The 18,925-nt window shown below is 47.2% G+C and carries 19 protein-coding genes; 8 read left to right on the top strand and 11 right to left on the bottom strand.

Annotation, left to right across the window (positions count from 1 at the left end; translation table 11 throughout):
- Positions 1 to 56: 56 nt before the first annotated feature.
- The 5 genes from AC07VD_RS17595 to AC07VD_RS17575 all read right to left on the bottom strand — a co-directional run bounded on the left by AC07VD_RS17595 (position 57) and on the right by AC07VD_RS17575 (position 4,753).
- Entirely contained in the window at positions 57 to 1,121 is a 1,065-nt protein-coding gene (locus tag AC07VD_RS17595; RefSeq protein WP_494721888.1) for a tartrate dehydrogenase, read from the bottom strand.
- Positions 1,122 to 1,211: 90 nt separating this feature from the next.
- A complete protein-coding gene (locus AC07VD_RS17590) occupies positions 1,212 to 2,333 on the bottom strand; it encodes a mannitol-1-phosphate 5-dehydrogenase (RefSeq protein ID WP_015252810.1) in 1,122 nt (373 codons plus the stop codon).
- 1 nt (position 2,334) lies between these two features.
- Positions 2,335 to 2,766, bottom strand: coding sequence for a PTS mannitol transporter subunit IIA (locus tag AC07VD_RS17585; protein WP_021481745.1), 432 nt, complete (start codon positions 2,764 to 2,766; stop codon positions 2,335 to 2,337).
- Between the two features lie 24 nt (positions 2,767 to 2,790).
- A complete protein-coding gene (locus AC07VD_RS17580) occupies positions 2,791 to 4,227 on the bottom strand; it encodes a PTS mannitol transporter subunit IIBC (RefSeq protein ID WP_124060081.1) in 1,437 nt (478 codons plus the stop codon).
- A gap of 172 nt (positions 4,228 to 4,399) precedes the next feature.
- Positions 4,400 to 4,753 carry a YcnL family membrane protein gene (locus AC07VD_RS17575; protein ID WP_003234445.1) on the bottom strand — a complete coding sequence of 118 codons (354 nt, stop codon included), beginning with the start codon at positions 4,751 to 4,753 and terminating at the stop codon, positions 4,400 to 4,402.
- 164 nt (positions 4,754 to 4,917) lie between these two features.
- Between AC07VD_RS17575 and cutR the strand changes: the two genes are divergently transcribed.
- The 3 genes from cutR to AC07VD_RS17560 are packed head-to-tail and all read left to right on the top strand — an operon-like array spanning position 4,918 to position 7,777.
- Complete coding sequence (gene cutR, locus AC07VD_RS17570; RefSeq protein ID WP_033883689.1) at positions 4,918 to 5,490, top strand: copper uptake transcriptional regulator CutR; 573 nt, start codon at positions 4,918 to 4,920, stop codon at positions 5,488 to 5,490.
- Positions 5,491 to 5,524: 34 nt separating this feature from the next.
- Positions 5,525 to 7,150 carry a copper transporter YcnJ gene (gene ycnJ / locus AC07VD_RS17565; RefSeq protein ID WP_003246637.1) on the top strand — a complete coding sequence of 542 codons (1,626 nt, stop codon included), beginning with the start codon at positions 5,525 to 5,527 and terminating at the stop codon, positions 7,148 to 7,150.
- A gap of 12 nt (positions 7,151 to 7,162) precedes the next feature.
- The gene (locus AC07VD_RS17560) at positions 7,163 to 7,777 is read left to right on the top strand and encodes a YcnI family copper-binding membrane protein (protein ID WP_494721887.1); all 615 of its coding nucleotides are present in this window, start codon (positions 7,163 to 7,165) and stop codon (positions 7,775 to 7,777) included.
- Positions 7,778 to 7,820: 43 nt separating this feature from the next.
- Here the strand turns inward: AC07VD_RS17560 and gdh are convergent, their stop codons facing one another.
- From gdh to gabT, 4 genes are all read right to left on the bottom strand, one after another.
- Positions 7,821 to 8,606, bottom strand: a complete 786-nt coding sequence (gdh, locus tag AC07VD_RS17555; protein ID WP_003246720.1) for a glucose 1-dehydrogenase — start codon at positions 8,604 to 8,606, stop codon at positions 7,821 to 7,823.
- A 19-nt stretch (positions 8,607 to 8,625) separates the two neighbouring features.
- On the bottom strand, positions 8,626 to 9,489 hold the full coding sequence (gene glcU / locus AC07VD_RS17550) for a glucose uptake protein GlcU (RefSeq protein WP_003234455.1): 864 nt from the start codon (positions 9,487 to 9,489) through the stop codon (positions 8,626 to 8,628).
- Positions 9,490 to 9,611: 122 nt separating this feature from the next.
- Positions 9,612 to 11,000, bottom strand: a complete 1,389-nt coding sequence (gene gabD / locus AC07VD_RS17545) for a succinate-semialdehyde dehydrogenase (RefSeq protein ID WP_015382777.1) — start codon at positions 10,998 to 11,000, stop codon at positions 9,612 to 9,614.
- Between the two features lie 68 nt (positions 11,001 to 11,068).
- Positions 11,069 to 12,379, bottom strand: coding sequence for a 4-aminobutyrate--2-oxoglutarate transaminase (gene gabT / locus AC07VD_RS17540; RefSeq protein WP_494721886.1), 1,311 nt, complete (start codon positions 12,377 to 12,379; stop codon positions 11,069 to 11,071).
- A 106-nt stretch (positions 12,380 to 12,485) separates the two neighbouring features.
- Here gabT and gabR point away from each other — a divergent pair, with 106 nt between their 5' ends.
- Positions 12,486 to 13,925 carry a MocR-like transcriptional regulator GabR gene (gene gabR, locus AC07VD_RS17535; protein WP_494721885.1) on the top strand — a complete coding sequence of 480 codons (1,440 nt, stop codon included), beginning with the start codon at positions 12,486 to 12,488 and terminating at the stop codon, positions 13,923 to 13,925.
- Between the two features lies 1 nt (position 13,926).
- On the opposite strand, the gene AC07VD_RS17530 is transcribed toward gabR, so the two are convergent.
- Positions 13,927 to 14,241: an ArsR/SmtB family transcription factor gene (locus tag AC07VD_RS17530; RefSeq protein WP_003234476.1), complete on the bottom strand. Its 315-nt coding sequence runs from the start codon at positions 14,239 to 14,241 to the stop codon at positions 13,927 to 13,929.
- Between the two features lie 139 nt (positions 14,242 to 14,380).
- Between AC07VD_RS17530 and AC07VD_RS17525 the strand changes: the two genes are divergently transcribed.
- The 4 genes from AC07VD_RS17525 (at position 14,381) to AC07VD_RS17510 (ending at position 17,914) form a co-directional block, all read left to right on the top strand.
- A complete protein-coding gene (locus AC07VD_RS17525; protein ID WP_003234477.1) occupies positions 14,381 to 14,668 on the top strand; it encodes a putative quinol monooxygenase in 288 nt (95 codons plus the stop codon).
- Positions 14,669 to 14,684: 16 nt separating this feature from the next.
- Positions 14,685 to 15,434: an oxygen-insensitive NADPH nitroreductase gene (gene nfsA, locus AC07VD_RS17520; RefSeq protein WP_003234479.1), complete on the top strand. Its 750-nt coding sequence runs from the start codon at positions 14,685 to 14,687 to the stop codon at positions 15,432 to 15,434.
- A 163-nt stretch (positions 15,435 to 15,597) separates the two neighbouring features.
- Positions 15,598 to 16,476, top strand: coding sequence for a TetR/AcrR family transcriptional regulator (locus tag AC07VD_RS17515; protein ID WP_494721884.1), 879 nt, complete (start codon positions 15,598 to 15,600; stop codon positions 16,474 to 16,476).
- 19 nt (positions 16,477 to 16,495) lie between these two features.
- Positions 16,496 to 17,914: an MDR family MFS transporter gene (locus AC07VD_RS17510; protein WP_015382772.1), complete on the top strand. Its 1,419-nt coding sequence runs from the start codon at positions 16,496 to 16,498 to the stop codon at positions 17,912 to 17,914.
- A 46-nt stretch (positions 17,915 to 17,960) separates the two neighbouring features.
- On the opposite strand, the gene yclQ is transcribed toward AC07VD_RS17510, so the two are convergent.
- Complete coding sequence (gene yclQ, locus AC07VD_RS17505; RefSeq protein ID WP_494721883.1) at positions 17,961 to 18,914, bottom strand: petrobactin ABC transporter substrate-binding protein YclQ; 954 nt, start codon at positions 18,912 to 18,914, stop codon at positions 17,961 to 17,963.
- Positions 18,915 to 18,925: the final 11 nt, after the last annotated feature.

Below are 18,925 nucleotides of genomic sequence, written 5' to 3'. Positions count from 1 at the left end.
AAATTTTCGTAAGGAAATGGACAGGCCGGGGCAGCCATCTGCCCCGGCCTGATTCATCAGAGCTTTCTTAAGCGCGAACAGATTTCATCAGTGACCTCAGCCGTTGTGCTTTGTCCCCCAATGTCGCGTGTTTTGATGCCGTCGGCAGTCACTTGCTCCATTACATCCAGAATTTTCGCCCCCAATTCTTCCTCTCCGAAGTGGTCGAGCATCAGCTTCGCTGTCCAAATCTGGCCGATCGGATTGGCAAGGCCCTGTCCGGCAATGTCAGGAGCTGAGCCGTGAACCGGTTCAAACATGGACGGATATTTGCCAGATGGATTGATGTTCGCAGAAGACGCAATGCCGATGCTTCCCATCAGGCTTGAGCTGATGTCGGTTAAAATATCACCGAACAAGTTGCTCGCCACAATGACATCAAACGTTTCCGGACGCGTCACAAAAAAAGCGGCCAGCGCATCAATATGCTGAGATGATGTTTCGATTCCGCTATAATCAGCGGCTGTCTGCTGAAAGACTTCATCCCAAAACGGCATCGCGTGATAAATGCCGTTAGACTTTGTGGCGCTTGTCACATGGCTGCGCCGTTTTTTCGCCAATTCGAAGGCAAAGCGCATGACACGTTCTGTCGCTTTTCTCGTAAACACGGCATTCTGGATGGCGATTTCATCATCGCCTCTGTGAATGCGCCCGCCGACTTCACTGTATTCACCTTCACTGTTCTCGCGAATCACCACGAGGTCAAAATCATTTGGATGCAGAAGCGGCGACGTAATGCCCGCCATTTGTTTGGCGGGTCTCATATTAATGGAAAGCTCAAGCTCCCTCCGAATTTTCAGCAGCAGTCCCCATAACGATATATGATCGGGAACCAGCTTCGGATTTCCGACGGCTCCCAAAAAAACCGCTTCAAATTGAGTAAGCGTATGTATTCCATCTTCGGGCATCATTTTGCCGTGCTCCAAGTAATAATCACAGCTCCATGGAAAAGCCGTGAATGAGAATGACAAACCTCCGTGTACCTCAGCGGCTGTATGAAGCACTTTCTCAGCAGCCGCTACAACCTCTTTTCCTACTCCGTCTCCCGGTATTGCCGCAATCTCGAATTGTTTCATCGTCATTCTCCTTCCCCTGTTTTCGTAAGCGCTTTCTATTATACTAGATTGCGAGATAGTAAAAAAAGCCCGTGACATTGTGTCACGGGTGATCGGTTATTGATTAAGTTTCTTTAAAATGATGGCGTGCAACGGTTCATGGGACTGAATGCCGCACACCTCTTGAAGTACGCCGCTGTATCCTTTTTCTTCGATCAGCGCTTGCAGTTCAACCGCTTCAGGGTCACCGGTGAAATCGAAGCGCAGTGCTGCGGCAATTCCTTCCGCCAATGCATTCGGTTCTTTTATTTTCTTTGCCGGGCCTACAAGTCTATCATTTTCTCCCAGTTTTCTGAGAGGTGACCTCGCTACGCGGGTCACATCGTCCGAAATGAAAGGATTTTCAAAGCGACCGATGATTTTTTTGATATATTGTTCGTGTTCAGTTTGCTTAAAGCCATACGATTTGACGAGATAGTCACCAGTTTCAAGCAGCGCCGAATGAACAACACGGCGGATTTCCGGATGATCAATTGCTTCTTTGACCGTTTTGAGTCCGCGCTGATAGCCGACATACGCTGTGACCGCGTGTCCGGTATTGACCGTAAACAGCTTCCGTTCGATGTACGGCGTTAAATCATCAACAAACAGTGCGCCGTTTATGACTGGTGTTTTCCCTTTAAAGCCTGATTCATCAATGACCCATTCGAAAAATGGTTCAACCGATACTTTCAGCGGGTCTTCATGATGCTGAATCGGGACGATCCGGTCAACGGCAGAATTCGGAAAACCTACCGTTTCACTGACGGATTTCTGCTCTGCTTCCGTTAAATGGCTGTATATCTCTTTCTTTAAGAAGCTGCTTCCGCCAATCATATTTTCGCAGGCAATGATATTCAGTGTGTTTCCAGCGTTTCTCCGTCTTAAACCTTCTGCGATAGACGGAGCAATCAGCTTCAGCACGTTCGGGCCGACAGCTGTTGTGATGAGCGCCGCCTCATTCATCAGCCGATACAGCTCCTCGGGCTGACTGCCGCTGTTAATAGCCCTCACCGGGCCAATGATCTCCGATGAACGTCCCTCTTCCGCCAGTTCCACTGTGTATTCTTTTTTTTCATTGAGGAGGCTGACCATCGTGTCGTTCACATCCGCAAACACCACATCATAGCCGGAATGGTGAAGCAGCGCGCCGATAAATCCTCTCCCGATATTTCCCGCACCGAAATGTAAGGCGATCATGTCAGTTCACCTCGTTGAAAATGGCGATCAAATCTTCTTCTCTTTTAGCGGAGATCAGGCGTTCAATATTTTCTTCTTCTGAGCAGATAATGGCGATGTTAGACAAAATGTCTAAATGCTCATTATTTTTACCCGCAATGCCGAATACCACTTTTGCCGTGTTGCCTTCTCCGTACTCAACGCCCTCTGGAATCTGTATGATTGAAATTCCAGAGTGAAGCACCTCGCTTTTCGCTTCTTCTGTGCCGTGTGGAATGGCAATGAAATTCCCCATAAACGTAGAAGACGTTTCTTCACGTTCAAACATTTTGCTAATGTAATCCTCTGTCACGTAGCCGTTGTCAATCAGCGTCTGGCCTGCCAATTTGATGGCCTCTTCTTTTGATGATACCGTTTGATTGAGTTTAATATTTTCCTTTGCGAGTACTTGCATGAGTATCACTCTCTTTCTATAAGATTACTTTTTCAGCTTTTCAATCAGCTCGTCGTATTTCGGGCTGTTTAAGAAGTTATCCACTGATATGTGCGTCGCGTTCGGCAGCTTTGCTTTCGCGCGGTCTGTTAAATCTTTGTGGGTGATGACAATATCCGCATCGCTTGGCAGATTATTAATGGCCGTGTTGGTCACACTGATGTCAAGCTCCGCTTTTTTCACTTTGTTTCTTAAGATGGATGCCCCCATGGCACTTGATCCCATTCCCGCATCACACGCAAAGATAATTTTGTTCACGCTTTCAGGAGACAGCTCAGACGCTTCTTCTGCTTTGTCTTGTTCCGCCTCTAAAGCAGCTGCTGCTTGGCTTTTCTTCCCCTTCATGGACTGCATTTTTTCTGTTGCGGCAGCCAGGTCTTCTTCACTAGCTTTAGAGGATTTCAGGATCACTGCTGAAACGATGAACGATACAGCTGCAGCGACCAATACACCCGCCAATACCCCGAAATAGCCTCCTCTTGGCGTCATCGCCATCAATGCGATAATGCTTCCCGGTGACGCTGCCGCGACAAGTCCGGCATTAAAGATCGTAAACGTTAAGAGTCCGCTTGCTCCGCCGGCAATGGCTGCGAGAATCAGGGCCGGTTTCATCAGAATGTACGGGAAGTAAATCTCGTGAATCCCGCCGAAGAAATGGATGATCGCCGCACCGGGAGCCGTTGATTTTGAAGATCCTTTGCCAAAGAACATGTACGCCAGCAAAATGCCGAGCCCCGGTCCAGGGTTTGCTTCTACTAAAAACAGAATTGATTTTCCTGTTTGGGATGCTTGCTCGATTCCGATCGGGCTTAAGATTCCGTGGTTAATGGCGTTGTTGAGGAACAACACTTTCGCCGGTTCTACAAAAACACTGGCTACCGGCAGTAAATTAGCGTGTACAATGACTTCCACACCAGCCGCCAGCAATTTATTTAGCGTCAGGACAACCGGGCCGATGGCGTAAAACGCGAGAATCGTTAAAGCCGCGCCGACAATCCCTGCCGTAAAGTTGTTGATCAGCATTTCAAAGCCTTGCTTGACTTTATCCTTGAATAATTTATCAGTCTGTTTAATGAGGTATCCGCCAAGCGGACCCATAATCATTGCGCCTAAAAACATTGGAATATCCGATCCGACAATCACCCCAATTGCCGCTGTCGCTCCGACAACTCCGCCGCGGTGGTCGTAGATCATTTTTCCGCCTGTATACGCTATCAAAAGCGGCAATAAATACGTAATCATCGGGCTGACCAGCGTGTTCAGCTGTTCATTCGGAAACCACCCTGCCGGAATAAACAGCGCGGTAATGATACCCCACGCGATGAACGCGCCGATATTCGGCATGATCATTCCGCTCAAATAACTCCCAAAGCGCTGCACTTTCACTTTCATGCCGCCTTGCTGCTGTTCTTGCTGCTGCATATATAAACCCTCCCTGTTTTGTTTGTCGCTGTAAGGTGCAAAAATATGTTCAGAGAATGATGCTTCCCTTTGACTCTATGTTAAAACGCTTACAGTCCCTATACAATTGAAAGTAAAGAGGACTTTGGCACATGACTGTGACATTTTTTTAAAAATAAAAAGGCTCCTGGTTTCAGGAGCCTTTTCTCTTTCCTCTATAAATAATGTTGCCGTTTTGAATCACGTACTTTGCGATCATCCGCTCACTCACAATAAAAACGGGATAGGCGCACACAAGCGCAAAAACAGCCATTGGCACGTGCTGTACAGCCGGCAGCATTGAACCTGCCGCATTGCGGAGGAGCAGCAAAAGATAAATGAGCAGCACGATGGCCGCTAATGATACCAGCATAATCGGAGCTGATACTTTATATTCATAAAGCCGTTCCCGGCAGTGTCCGCAGCGAAATTGACAAGGCACATTTGATGATCTGACCATGTCGCCTGTCAAAGGTTTGCCGCAGTTCGGGCATGGTGTTTCTTTCATAGGGTATTCCTCACTTTCTATTCCATATGTCTATTATACCAGAGTCCCTTCTGTTTCGTTTTGTTGCTGTTCAACATATTTTCACATTTTTTATCATCAGCTTACTTGTCTCTGTCTCTAAAATCCTCTACGCTTAAATAGATCTTAATGAAGAGGGTGTATGAATGCTTCCGATTAATAGACAACAACACATACTGAAGTGGCTGAAAGAAGAAGGCGCGCTCAGAATTTCTGACATCAGCGCAAGGTTTGGCGTTTCGGAAATGACGGTATACAGAGATGTCAATCAGCTGGTTCAGTCAAATGAGGTCATTAAAACGGCCGGCGGCATCACGCTCCCCGCCCAAACACCTCAAACGGATCATATGTGCAGCTATTGCTTGAAGCCCGTCAATCAAGCTCATTCGGTTCAGCTGATTACGGTAAACCAAGACATTGAACAGCTATGCTGCGCACATTGTGCGTTTTTGCGTTACGCGGATAAAACGGAAGAGGTTTCACACTTGATTTGCAGAGATTTTCTGTTACAGACAACCGTCAGTGCCGGTTCGGCTTATTTCGTCGTAAATGCTGAATTAAACCTGCACTGCTGCCAGCCGCAGGCCATTCCGTTTGCGACACTTGACCATGCCGAACGATTTCAAAAAGGATTCGGCGGAGCCGTCCGCACTTTCGACCAAGCGCTGGAAGACATGCTTCAAGACCGAAAGAAACGCTGCACCTGCACCAAGAAATAACACAACACATACAGCGGAAGGTGGTGTCTGAGTGATGAAGCGAAACAGATGGTGGATCATCCTTCTGCTTTTTCTTGTTTTCCTGCCGAAAACAAGCTTTGCTCACGCCTATATTGTCAAATCTTCACCTGGGGAAAACAGCGAATTAAAAAGCGCCCCTGCGCAGGTGGAAATCGAATTTAATGAACCGGTTGAAGAAGGGTTTCATTACATTAAAGTCTATAATTCAAACGGCGACCGTGTGGATACGGACAAGACTGAAATCAAAAAAGATAATCATCACATCATGACAGTGAAGCTGAAGAAGAATCTGCCTAAAGATGTGTACAGAGCGGAATGGAATGCCGTATCCGCGGACGGGCATCCTGTTTCCGGCGTCATCCCGTTCAGTATCGGGAAAGCGGATGGCGGATTCAGCAGCCAAAAAGCAGCCGATTCAGCGCTGAATCCGGGAACAGCAGCAGATCGCGCGATTCTGTATACAGCCCTATCTCTGTTTATCGGAACAGTTTTCTTCCATCTTTTCTGGTATAAAGGGAAATCAGAACAGCTCGTCAAACGGACGAGACGAATCCTGACCGGCTCGATCGCAGCATTGGGGCTGGCGCTTTTGCTTCAGCTTCCGATTCAGACAAAAGCGAACGCAGGCGGCGGCTGGGGCAGCGCATTCCAGCCGGGCTACATCAGAGAAACACTGTTTGAGACAGCAGGCGGCTCCATTTGGATCATACAGGCTGCGCTGTTCGTGCTGCTCGCACTGTCTGTCATCCCTGCGATACGGAAAAACCGCTTTTCATCCTTTGGCTATTGGACAGCGCCGCTCATTTTCTTTTTCGGTCTCCTGCTTGCCAAGGCGTTTACCGGGCATGCTGCTGTCGTTGAAGAAAAAACGGTCGGCATTTTGATGGATTTCCTTCATTTAACTTCCGCTTCCATCTGGGTCGGCGGAATAGCGGCACTCGTTTTGCTGCTCTCAAAAGAATGGAGGCAGCCTGACAAAACGCTCGCGTGGGAGACGGTCAGACGGTTCTCCCCATGGGCGCTCACTGCAGTCGGCGTCATTTTGTTTTCAGGCTTGCTCAATGGATTTTTCATCATTCGTTCAATGGATTCACTGTTCCATACAGCGTACGGCCAAGCTCTTTTAGTGAAAAGCGGGCTGTTTGTTTTCATGCTGGTCTTAGGCGCAATTCATTTTCTGCTTACCAGAAAGCAGCGCCGCACAGGAATCAGCCGAACGTTGAAAGCGGAGTGGGCAATCGGCATCGCTGTATTGATCACAGCTGCCGTGTTTACAAGCCTGCCAAGCCCGCCTGAGCCAGCGCCGGAACCGTTCTACCAAACCAAAGCGATTGAGAACGGACAAAGCGTTTCTCTCAGCATCAGCCCAAACCAGCCCGGAAAAAATGTTTTTGAGCTGCGTGTCACCGACCATAACGGAGATCCCGTGAAAAACATCCAGCAAATCACGTTAACCGTTTATAAAACAGGCCTGTCAGGCAGCGAAAACAAAAGCACCTTTACATTAAAAGAAAAAACAAAAGGCGTCTTCCAAGATCAAAACCTGTCGATTAATGAAAAAGGAAACTGGAAGATCAAAGTCCACGGCCTGACCGGCGACTTTAACGAAATCAATATCATGTTTACAAAGACCAATTAAGGAGTGTTTACGTTGTTGAAAAAAATCGCATTGACACTATGTCCGGCTATTGTCGGCTCCCTCTTATTCTTTACGGCCCCTGCCAGCGCGCATGTTTCTGTAAAACCGGCTGAGTCTGCTGCAGGCTCTTGGGAAACGTATACAATGAAGGTTCCTTCTGAGAAAAATCTGCCGACAACGAAGGTTGTCCTCAAAATGCCGAAGGATGTTGAATTCCAGCAATATGAGCCAATTCCGGGCTGGAAGGTTTCCACTCAAAAACATGATGACAAATCAGTGTCCGTGACATGGGAGGCGACTGACGGAGGCATTCAGGAAGGACAGTTCCAGCAGTTTACCTTTGTTGCCAAAAACCCTGACAAAGCGGAGGAAGCTGCTTGGGACGCATACCAATATTACAAAGACGGCAGCATTGTTGAGTGGACAGGTGACGAGGATGCCGATACACCTCATTCCATTACAAACATCACGTCTGCAAAACAAGTGACAGATGAGCACGGCGCCACGAAAACAGAAGACGATTTCGAAAACTCAGGTTCTTCAGCTCTAGACATTACAGCGATTGTGCTATCTGCGGCTGCCATTATTTTATCTGTAGCAGCGCTTGTTAAGAAAAAACGCGCCTAATAAAGAAAGCGATCCAGATGTCATGTCTGGGTCGCTTTTTTATTTAACCGCGTCCTGCCTGGAATGAAGGATATTGTGTCATGCCGCCGTCCGCGAATAACGTGATGCCTGTGACGTAGCTGGCTTCCTTCGAAGCAAGCCAGGCTGCCACTGCGGCGATCTCCTCCGGTTCGCCGATATAGCCCATCGGAATCATGCTTTCTACATCTGCTTTCTGTTTAGGGTCAGCAAATTTTTCAGCATTGATTGGCGTATTGATCGCACCTGGCCCGATATTGTTCACGCGAATGCCCTTCGGCGCGTATTCCAACGCCAATGTTTCTGTCATCAGCTTTATCCCGCCTTTACTTGCCGCGTAGTGAACAAATAACGGCCAAGGAATCACTTCGTGCACACTGGACATGTTGATGACATTTCCCTTGATATCGTTTTCTACGAAATATTTAATCGCTTCACGGCTTCCTAAAAAGGCACCTGTTAAGTTTGTGCCGATGACTTTATCCCAATCCTTAAGCGGCATTTCGTGAGATGGCACAGGATTTTCAAGACCGGCATTATTAATCATAATATCGAGTGTGCCGAACTCTTTAATTGCCGTTTGCACGATATTTTTTACATCTTCCTCTTTCGTGACATCTCCTTGGACGACAACAGCTTCACCGCCCGCCTTGATGACCTCTTCTTTTACCTCGTTCGGATCTTGTTTATTACTATAATAGTTGATAACCACTTTTGCCTGCTCCTTGCCGAAGCGAATGGCCATTGCCTTTCCGAGCCCTGAAGCAGCTCCTGTAATAGCGACGACTTTTCCTTTTAAGTCCGGATACATATACATCTTCCTCCATTTGTTATGAATTTGTTTTGGCGATTCCTAAGAATACGGCGGCAGCAATAATCAGGATAATCCCGATCGCAATTGCTATTAGCTGACGTTTCGTTTTCTTTTCACGCAGGATGAAAATACCGCCGAGCGTAGAAATGACAATTCCCATTTGTGAAAGGGAAAAGCTCGTTGCAACGCCGACTCGCGGCTGAGAAATAAACAAAAACATATTTCCGCCTGCCCAGATTAACCCTGGGAGAATATTTCTGATCGCATACTTGTTAAAGGGTTTGTGCCTATAGGTTAAAACTAACCCCCCGACCACCATGCCAATTGCCTGTGGCAGCAGCGCGGACCAGCCGGACACATTGAATAATCTAGCCACGACTACATAAACCAAATAACCAAGAGTCGAAACAAGGAGAATCAAAATGCCCTTTTTCAAATTGCTTGGCTCGCCCTCTTTTTTATCATTCTTATCTTCCAAGGACGTGAGAATGATTCCCACAATGATAAAGATCAAAGCGAGAACGCCAAGCGTAATCGCAATCGGTGTTGACCATTCGCGGAACACGATCACACCGAACAGCGAGGTGGAAACGAGCTGCATTCCTGTGGAAATCGGCATTGTTTTCGACACGCCCATCAATTGAATGCTTTTCAACTGGTTGGCCTGTCCAAGTGACCAAAATAAGCCGGATACGATTCCAACAATAAAAATGCGAAGGGACAGAACGGGCTGAACAAAAAAGTAAATAACGATAGAAACAATGAGTGCCCCGATCGTCGTTCCCAGTGTCTGGCTGTACGGCCCGCCGCCTAATTTCACATTGAAGAGAACAATGCTCCCCCAAAACAAAGCCGGGAGAAGAGCCAATAATAAATCCATTGTTGGGGAACCTTCTTTCAAAATGTATTTGCTGTTATTTTGGCTGGAATTGTTGTGATTATTCGCCGGAACACAAAAAGAGCTGCCGGAAAATCCGGCAGCTCTCAGGAGCGTGCATTCTTTTATAAACCGATGGACAAATATTTTGTTTCAAGGTACGGCTCGATACCTTCTGAACCGCCTTCACGGCCGATGCCGCTTTCTTTCATTCCGCCGAATGGCGCTTGAACCGCTGACGGTCCGCCGTCATTCCAGCCGATAATGCCATACTCTAGATTCTCGGAAATATAGATGCCGCGGCGGTAGTTTTCTGTGAAGAAGTAAGCAGCCAAGCCATACGGTGTATCGTTGGCAAGCTGAATCGCTTCATCAATATCAGAAAACGTGACGATCGGGGCGACCGGGCCGAATGTTTCCTCATGCATGATGTTCATGGACGTATCGACATCGGTGAGCACTGTCGGATTCACAAAGTAGCACCCTTTGTCATCGTTTCGGTCATATGTGCCCCCAGCAATCACTTTCGCGCCTTTTTCAACCGCATCATCTATTTGGCTGACGATTTTTTCGAAGCCTCGTTTGTTGATAATCGGGCCGACATTGACGCCTTCCTCAAGTCCATTTCCGACTTTCAGCTTAGACACTTGCTCGCTCAGTTTCGCAGCAAATTCATCTTTAATGGATTCATGAACGATCAGGCGGTTGGCACATACGCAGGTTTGGCCGGCGTTTCGGTATTTGGACGCCATCGCCTGTTCAACGGCAAGGTCAATGTCCGCATCTTCATCTACGATCAGCGGGGCGTGTCCGCCGAGCTCCATTGAGACGTGCTTTACGGTGTCAGCGCTGTTTTTCATAAGGATTTTCCCTACAGGTGTTGAGCCTGTGAACGTGATTTTGCGGATTTTCGGACTGCTTGTGAACACATTTCCGATTTCTTCTCCATCGCCGATCACAACCTGAAGAACATCCTTCGGAATGCCCGCTTCATATGCGAGGCGCGCTAGTTCATAAGCAGACAGCGGTGTGTCCGGCGCTGGCTTGATGATAAATGTACAGCCGGCGGCAAGAGCAGGCGCCGCTTTGCGTGTAATCATCGCATTCGGGAAATTCCAGGGCGTGATAGCAGCAACGGGGCCGACCGGCTGGCGTGTGACAACAATTCGTTTACCAGTTGTCGGGGCCGGGACCGTTCTTCCGTACACACGCTTCGCTTCCTCTGCGAACCATTCGATATAGCCTGCGCCGTAAAGTACCTCGCCGACTGCTTCCTGGTATGGTTTTCCGTTTTCCTTTGTAATTAAATCTGCAAGCTCTTCTTTATGTTCAACAATCAGCTCATACCATTTTTTCAAAAGAGACGCTCTTTCGTTCGCTGATGTTTTAGACCACGTTTTAAACGCTTGATGTGAACGTTCAATGGCTTCTTCTACCTCTGTGGCTGATTGCTGAGGAATCGTTTTGATCTCCTCGCCCGTAGCCGGGTTGTAGACCGTTAATTGATCTGGCATATTGAACATTCCTTTCTTTTCATGATTACTTAAAATGATAGCAGACCCAGCCGTTTTCTTTCCAATGATTAAGCTCGCAGGCCAGCCCCCAAGATGCTGAGCCCTTCATTTAAAAGGCTGTCTGAGATGACGAGCGGTGTCAAAAAGCGGATGATATTACCGTTAATTCCCGCTGTCAGCAAAAGTAATCCGTTTTGATTCGCATAGGCCGCGATCGCTGCTGCTTTTGCTTTATCAGGCTCACGCGTGTCTGGATCCTTGACGATTTCGATTCCGGCCATCGCCCCGAGTCTGCGGATGTCACCGATGAATGGGAATTCTTGTTTCCACTCATACGCCTTGTCTTCAATGATTTTGCCAATTTCTTCAGATCGCTCATTCAGTCCTTCTTCTTCGATAATATCCAAGACTGCCAAAGCCGCCGCGCAGCCGAGCGGGCTGCCGGCATACGTGCCGCCCAGCTCCCCTGGCGCTGCCGCATCAAGCATTTCCGCACGCCCGATCACACCGCTTAATGGCAGGCCTGCCGCAAGCGATTTAGAAACCGTGATCAGATCGGGCACTACATCAAAGTGCTCAATTGCGAAATAAGTGCCAGTTCTGGCAAAGCCGGTTTGGATTTCATCAGCAACAAAAACAATGCCGTGTTCTTTGCAGAATGAAGCGACGTGCTGTACGAACCGTTTCGAAGGAATAATAAATCCGCCTTCTCCCTGCACTGGCTCCATCACGACACACGCCACCGTTTCAGGCGCCACTGAAGCGATAAAGAAATCATTGAATGCTTGAATGACCATATCGTCATAGCTTTCATCACTCATGCCGGCCGGCTTCTGATAATAATAAGGGAACGGCGCTTGATAAACCTCTGGCGCAAAAGGCCCGAAACCGAATTTATAAGGTTTTACCTTGCTTGTCATGCTCATCGTCATATTCGTGCGCCCGTGAAACCCGCGTGTAAACGAGACAACGCCTTGGCGCTTTGTATACTTTCTGGCGATTTTCACAGCGTTTTCGACCGCTTCCGCCCCTGAGTTAAGAAAAATCGCTTTTTTCTCATGGCTGCCCGGTGCAATGCCACACAGTTTTTCGGCTAACTCGATATAAGTCGGGTACATCATGACATTAAAACCAGGATGAATCAGCTCCTCCGCCTGCCGCTTCACAGCCTCAACCACCTTCGGATGCGAGTGTCCGACATTTAACGTGCCGATGGCGCCTGCAAAATCAATAAATCTCCGGCCATCCAGATCGTACAGCTCGGCCCCTTCTCCTTTGACCGCCAGACTGCGGTTGCCGTTGCTCACACCTTTTGACACAAATTGATCCCGTTTTTGCTGCCATTGTGCAGTTGTGATGCTTACTGTTGTTTGACTCATGTGAATATCCCCCTGTCGGTATTTTCTTATCATTCTGACTTCTCTTTGGTATGATGAAAAGTACCAATTATAACTTTTTGATGGTATCAGAAGGAGAAACTACAAAATGGATATCACAATTACACTCGATCGTTCAGAACAAGCCGATTATATCTATCAGCAAATTTATCAAAAGCTGAAAAAAGAAATCCTCAGCCGCAATCTGCTGCCGCACTCGAAGGTTCCCTCCAAGCGGGAGCTGGCTGAAAATCTCAAGGTCAGCGTAAATTCAGTGAATTCAGCCTATCAGCAGCTGCTGGCTGAGGGGTATTTGTACGCCATTGAACGAAAGGGTTTCTTCGTGGAGGAACTAGACATGTTTTCCGCCGAGGAGCACCCTCCATTTGCACTGCCGGATGATCTAAAAGAGATTCACATCGACCAGAGCGATTGGATATCGTTTTCACACATGAGTTCCGATACAGACCATTTTCCGATCAAAAGCTGGTTCCGCTGCGAGCAAAAAGCGGCCTCCCGCTCATACCGCACGCTCGGCGATATGTCACATCCGCAAGGGATATATGAAGTGAGAGCGGCCATTACGAGGCTCATTTCCCTGACGAGGGGTGTAAAATGCAGGCCCGAACAAATGATCATAGGGGCAGGCACACAGGTGCTCATGCAGCTGTTGACTGAGCTTTTACCCAAGGAAGCCGTGTATGCGATGGAGGAGCCTGGCTACAGGCGCATGTATCAGCTTTTGAAGAATGCCGGAAAACAAGTCAAGACGATCATGCTGGATGAAAAGGGCATGTCGATTGCTGAAATCACCAGACAGCAGCCAGATGTGCTGGTGACCACCCCGTCGCATCAGTTTCCGTCCGGAACGATTATGCCTGTATCCAGAAGAATTCAGCTGCTGAACTGGGCAGCCGAGGAGCCGCGCCGATATATCATTGAGGACGATTATGATAGTGAATTCACATATGATGTAGACAGTATTCCGGCGTTGCAAAGCCTCGACCGTTTTCAAAATGTCATCTATATGGGAACCTTTTCAAAGTCCCTTCTCCCCGGCTTGCGGATCAGCTATATGGTGTTGCCGCCTGAGCTGTTGAGGACATACAAACAGCGGGGCTATGATCTGCAGACTTGCTCATCACTTACACAGCTCACCCTGCAGGAATTTATTGAGTCTGGTGAATATCAGAAGCATATAAAAAAAATGAAGCAGCATTATAAAGAAAAGAGAGAACGCCTGATCACCGCTTTAGAAGCAGAGTTCAGCGAAGAGGTTACCGTAAAAGGGGCAAATGCGGGGCTGCATTTTGTTACCGAATTTGATACTAGGCGCACCGAACAAGACATCCTGTCACATGCTGCCGGGCTGCAGCTTGAAATATTCGGAATGAGCCGATTTAACTTGAAGGAAGACAAGCGGCAAACGGGCAGGCCCGCTCTCATTATCGGCTTTGCACGGCTGAAGGAAGAAGATATTCAGAAGGGTGTGCAGCGGCTTTTCAAAGCTGTTTACGGACATAAAAAAATCCCCGTTACAGGGGATTGATTCACCAGCGGTCCTGGTCTACATTCAGCACGGCTTCAAGCAGGCCCGGAAATGCCTTTTCAAGGTCTTCAGCGCGAAGCGAATAATACCGGCGCTTTCCTTCTATCCGAACTTGAGCGATGCCTGATTCTCTCAAAACTTTAAAATGATGCGACAAAGTCGATTTGGCAACCTGCACATCTGCACAGGTGCTGCACGTTTTTTCTTTTGCTTCAGCTAATTGCTTGACGAGCTCTAAACGAAGCGGATCACTAAGTGCATGAAGAACCTTTGTCAGCTGCAATGTTTCTGTTTCTGGATGGTTTGGAATGTTCATGACACAAATGTATCACACAACAATTAGAATGACAATTTTACTATATAAGGGTTTTTCCTTTACCTCATTTAGAATACATGTTACATTTAGTTCGATGAAATTCGAACAATAAATTCGCATAACGACGGAGGAGATTTAAATGATCGTATTACAAGCTTACATCAAAGTAAAACCAGAAAAACGCGAGGAATTTTTGAGCGAGGCTCAATCACTTGTTCAGCATTCAAGAGCTGAGGAAGGCAACGCGCAATACGACCTATTCGAAAAAGTAGGCGAAGAAAATACATTTGTCATGCTTGAAAAATGGAAAGATGAAGCGGCAATGAAATTCCATAACGAAACTGCGCATTTCCAAGGGTTTGTCGCAAAAGGAAAAGAACTGCTGAGCGCCCCTCTTGATGTTGTCCGCACAGAGCTTAGCGAGTAAAGAAAGGGTGTCCCATATGAATGAAGTGATTAAATCTTTAACAGACCACCGCTCGATTCGCAGCTACACAGATGAGCCTGTAGCTCAGGAGCAATTGGACCAAATCATTGAAGCGGTGCAATCAGCCCCTTCTTCTATCAACGGACAGCAAGTGACTGTGATCACAGTCCAGGATAAAGAGCGCAAAAAGAAAATCTCCGAGCTGGCAGGCGGCCAGCCATGGATCGATCAAGCTCCTGTTTTCCTGCTGTTCTGCGCAGATTTCAATCGGGCCAAAATTGCGCTTGAAGATCTGCATGATTTCAAAATGGAAATCACAAATGGATTGGAATCTGTTCTTGTCGGCGCAGTAGACGCTGGTATTGCCCTCGGCACAGCAACAGCAGCGGCTGAGTCACTCGGACTTGGCACAGTTCCGATCGGTGCGGTTCGCGGAAACCCTCAAGAGCTGATCGAACTGCTTGAGCTTCCAAAATACGTGTTCCCTTTATCCGGCCTTGTCATTGGGCATCCTGCCGACCGTTCAGCGAAAAAACCGCGCTTGCCGCAGGAAGCTGTCAATCATCAGGAAACTTATTTGAATCAGGATGAGCTGACGTCTCACATTCAGGCATACGACGAACAGATGTCTGAATACATGAATAAACGGACAAACGGAAAAGAAACAAGAAATTGGTCACAGAGCATCGCTTCCTACTATGAGCGCCTGTACTATCCGCACATCCGTGAAATGCTTGAAAAACAAGGATTTAAAGTTGAAAAATAAGCTCTTATTCGGCCTGTCGGATTTTCCGGCAGGCCTTTCATTTACCCGGTTAAAATCCATTGACTTCTATTTTGTTTATTTGGTAAAATTTTTTCATAGTTACTCATTGGTTTTCTGTGAACCAATGGGTTTTCTAATGTTCAAGAAAGAAGGAAGCCATGAGATGCTTGATAAAAAAACAGATATCTTGTTAGCCGCGCGAAAGCTTTTTTCGGAAAAGGATTTTACGTCGGTTTCCATGCAGGCGATCGCAGAAGAATGTAAGATGTCAAAAGCTTCGATATATAAGCTGTTCCAATCTAAAGAAGATCTGCTTTTGGAGCTGCTGTCATTTAACCAGAAGCAAATGGTGGCCGCAGCCTCAAGACTTCAGGAAAATACCGCACTTACACCGGAGGAGCGTTTGACGCAAAAGGTCAAAATGGAACTGGAGGGCTTCAGGCGGAATCAGCAGTTTTTCAATATGCTGACCTACGGAAACCCCAAGCTGCATAATGACCGGGTCAAACAGCATATCCATCAGACCAGATCGACGATTATCTGCTGGCACCGCGATTCGCTGATCCAGGCGTATGGAGAAACCATTCTCCCGTTTGTGTGGGATTTGGTCATCATTCTTCACGGCATGATGCGTGAGTTTTTAATGCTGATCAAAATCGAGGAAAAACCGCTTGAGCTTGACCCGATCGCAGAGTTTATCATCAGCACCCTCAATCAGATTATCAAAAACAGGGAAACCCGCCAGTCTCTTCTTCCGCCCGAAGCCATCGAGCTTTATATTCATTCAGCATCCTCCTACAAGCCAAAGGATAAGTCAGTCCTAATATCGGAAAGCCTGAAGGAATTACATAAATGCATCTCTTCCCTGTCCGCCGCGGACTATGACGTAGATGAACTGACTTCCGCAGCCGCTATGCTGGAGGAAGAAGCGAAGAAGGAAGAACCCCGCGCTTTTTTACTCAAATCACTGATTGGCTATCTGGAACAAACCGGTGTTTTAACACAGCCCGTTTCCATGTTAAAAACACTGTTAATTACTTAGAGAAAAGAAGGGATATGTATTGAACACAAGTATTGAACAAAAACCTTTTAACCGTTCTGTCATTGTCGGCATTTTGTTAGCCGGAGCGTTTGTGGCGATTTTGAACCAGACATTGTTGATTACCGCACTTCCCCATATCATGAGGGATTTCAATGTCGATGCCAACCAAGCACAATGGCTGACCACATCATTTATGTTAACCAACGGGATTTTAATTCCGATTACCGCGTTTTTAATTGAGAAATTCACAAGCCGGGCGCTGCTCATCACAGCAATGAGCATTTTCACTGTCGGAACAGTCGTCGGAGCGTTCGCGCCGAACTTCCCGGTTCTGCTGACAGCACGTATCATTCAAGCGGCCGGAGCCGGCATTATGATGCCGCTCATGCAGACTGTATTCCTGACAATCTTTCCGATTGAAAAACGCGGCCAGGCTATGGGTATGGTCGGATTGGTCATCTCATTCGCGCCTGCGATCGGACCGACTCTTTCCGGATGGGCTGTCGAAGCTTTCTCTTGGAGATCATTGTTTTATATTATTCTTCCGTTTGCTGTGATTGATTTGATTCTTGCCAGCATCCTGATGAAAAACGTGACGACTTTAAGAAAAACACAGATTGATATTTTATCAGTCATCCTTTCAACATTTGGGTTCGGCGGCCTTCTGTACGGCTTCTCAAGCGTCGGCTCTTATGGCTGGTCCAGTTCAACCGTCTTGATTTCACTGCTGGTGGGTGTCATCGCGCTGCTCTTGTTTATCACAAGACAAATGAAGCTTGAAAAACCGATGCTGGAATTCCGCGTCTTCACGTTTGGCGTTTTCAGTTTAACAACACTGCTGGGAACCCTCGTCTTTGCATTATTGATCGGTACGGAAACCATCCTGCCGCTTTATACACAAAATGTCAGAGACGTCACAGCTTTTGATACAGGGCTTATGCTCCTTCCGGGAGCCGTTGTGATGGGCTTTATGTCGCCGATTATCGGCAGAATTTTTGACCGTGTCGGCGGAAGAGGGCTGGCGATTGCCGGTTTCTGCATCATCTTCCTGACATCTCTGCCGTTTATGCAGCTGACTGACCATACGTCACTCGCTTGGATTGTCGTTTTATACACCGTTCGTCTCTTAGGCACCGCCATGATCATGATGCCAGTGACAACAGCCGGAATCAACGCGCTGCCGCGCCACTTGATTCCGCACGGAACTGCGATGAACAACACGATTCGCCAAGTCGGCGGCTCGATCGGAACCGCACTATTGGTTTCCGTGATGAGCAACCAGGCCGCACATGCAGGCACGACAAATGTGAAGCACGCCGCCCTGCACGGCATGAACGCCGCTTTTATAGTGGCTGCCGTCATTGCACTTGTCGGCTTCCTTCTCTCATTCACATTAAAGAAACCTCAGCGCCCTGCCGAACAGCAGCCGGCACGCTGATTAACAAAAAAAGAGCCCCGCTATTTAGCGGAGGCTCTTTTTGGTTTTACTTTTCTAAACCGTCTTTCACTTCTTTGATCATTTGCGCCATAGATTCAAGACCGCCTCCTGATAAGTACCAAGTAGCAGAATCAAGGTAGACGACATGATCATTTTTCACTGCGTTTACATTTTTCACATAATCATTTTCAACGACTTGTTTAGTAGATGATGTTTCACCGATCGCTGTACCGCGGTCAATGACAAACAGGTAATCCGGGTTTGTTTTTGAAATGTACTCGTAAGAAACGCTTTGTCCGTGAGTAGACGCTTTGATGTTTTTATCAGCCGGTGTCACGCCGAACACGTCATGGATCAGGCCATATCTTGATTTAGAACCGAATGCGCTGATCTTCCCGTCATTCGCCATGATGACGAGACCGTTTTTGTTAAGCTTTTCAGCCGTTTTCTTTACATCTGCGATTGAATGATCGATTTTTGAGAGTTCATCCTTCACTTCATCTTCTTTATCGAAGATCTTACCGATTGTTTCTGCGTCAGACTTAAATGATTCCATATACTTCGCTGTGTCTACGCCAAGGTAAATTGTCGGCGCAATTTTAGAAAATTCTTTGTAAGACTCAGATTGTCTTCCTGAGATAATGATCAAGTCAGGGTCTAAATCTGCCACTTTCTCGAAGTCTGGCTCTTTTAAGCTTCCGACATCAGCATATTTGTCATCCTTGAATTTGGACAGATATTTAGGAAGGGCTTGTTTCGGCAGTCCCACTACTTTATCATCAAGTCCAAGTTTATCTAATGTATCTAAGCTTCCAAAGTCAAATACGACAACTTTTTTAGGGCTCTTCGGTACTTTTGTTCCGTTTTTGTCCAGCTGGTGTTTCACCGTGATTTGTTCTTCCTTAGAATCAGAACCTTTGCTGCTTGTGCTTTGGTTTCCGCATGCAGAAATCACAACTGCCGTCACCAAAGCGATGAATAGTAATGCGAACTTTTTCATGCTCTTCACCT

The sequence above is a fragment of the Bacillus sp. GW821-FHT01G09 genome (assembly GCF_059422205.1).
The sequence above is the reverse complement of the archived record's forward strand: the minus strand, read 5'-3'. Positions and strand labels throughout refer to the sequence as shown.